This is a genomic window from Mycobacterium talmoniae, assembly GCF_001854525.1.
GTDB lineage: Bacteria > Actinomycetota > Actinomycetes > Mycobacteriales > Mycobacteriaceae > Mycobacterium > Mycobacterium talmoniae.
Map to the genome: position 1 here is coordinate 1 of NZ_MLQM01000348.1, position 1064 is coordinate 1064.

Sequence of the window (1064 nt, forward strand, 5' to 3'; positions counted from 1 at the left end):
CTCCCCCGCCCAGCACCCACGACCACGCGTCCTCGCCCACCGCGTCGGCGGCGGCGGCCAGCGCGTCGCGGTCGAGCGCCAACGCGTCGGTGTCGACGTCGATGCCCACCCCGGACCCATGGGCGAGGTGACCCAGATCGGCGATCAGGCCGTCGGAGACGTCGGTCATCGCCTGGGCGCCCGCTTCGGCGGCCCGCCGGCCCTGACCGTACGGCGGTTCGGGCACCAGATGCCGCCGCCGCAGGTCGTCGAATCGGTGAATACCGTTGCACCACAAGGCATACCCGGCGGCCGAGCGGCCCAGCTCGCCGACCACGGCCAGCACCGATCCACTCCGCGCCCCGGAGCGCAGCACCGGCGCGCGACCGTCCAGGTCCCCCAGCGCGGCCACCGACACCACCCACTGCGGGCAGCGGACCAGATCGCCGCCGACAATGCCGGCGCCCAGCCGCGCGGCCTCCGCCCACATCCCGTCGGCCAGCGCGCCGACCTGGGCCGCCGGGGTGTCGGCGGGGGCACCGAAGCCCACCACGAACGCGGTGGCGCGCGCGCCCATCGCCTCGATGTCGGCGGCGTTCTGCGCGATCGCCTTCCGGCCGACGTCGTGCGGGGTCGACCAGTCCAGCCGAAAGTGCCGGCCGGCCACCAACATGTCGGTCGACACCGCGGTGCGCCCGTCACCGGCCGACACCACCGCGGCGTCGTCGCCGGGACCGAGCAACGTGGTGTCCGGCTGGCGGCGGTCGGCGGTCAGCCGGTCGATCATGGGAAACTCTCCCAACTGGCCCAAGGTGGGGTCAGGCTGCCGGTTCACAGCTGGAGTGTAGGCGGCGCAGGCAAGGAGGCGAACCGATGACCGAGGCCGACGGCCCACCGCGCGCGGCGCTGATCGCCGCGCTGGTGCTGGCCCTCGCGGCGGTCGGTGTGGTGCTGGCGGTGGCGGCGACCCACCGGACGCCGCAGCAACCGGTCGCCCTCGCCGCGGTCCCGGCGCCGCACGCCGCCGACCCGTCCTGCCACACCCTGCTCGACGCGCTGCCCCCGCAACTCGGCGACTATCGACG

2 protein-coding genes are annotated in these 1064 nt (G+C 75.4%); one reads left to right on the plus strand and one right to left on the minus strand.

Annotated elements, in window-relative coordinates; all coding sequences use genetic code 11:
- Positions 1-766: thiamine-phosphate kinase (locus BKN37_RS27270; protein WP_071030430.1), on the minus strand; the 766-nt coding region annotated here is incomplete at its 3' end.
- Between the two features lie 86 nt (positions 767-852).
- Here BKN37_RS27270 and BKN37_RS27275 point away from each other — a divergent pair.
- A partial coding sequence (locus tag BKN37_RS27275) for a DUF3515 family protein (protein ID WP_131823732.1) occupies positions 853-1064 on the plus strand: 212 nt, incomplete at its 3' end.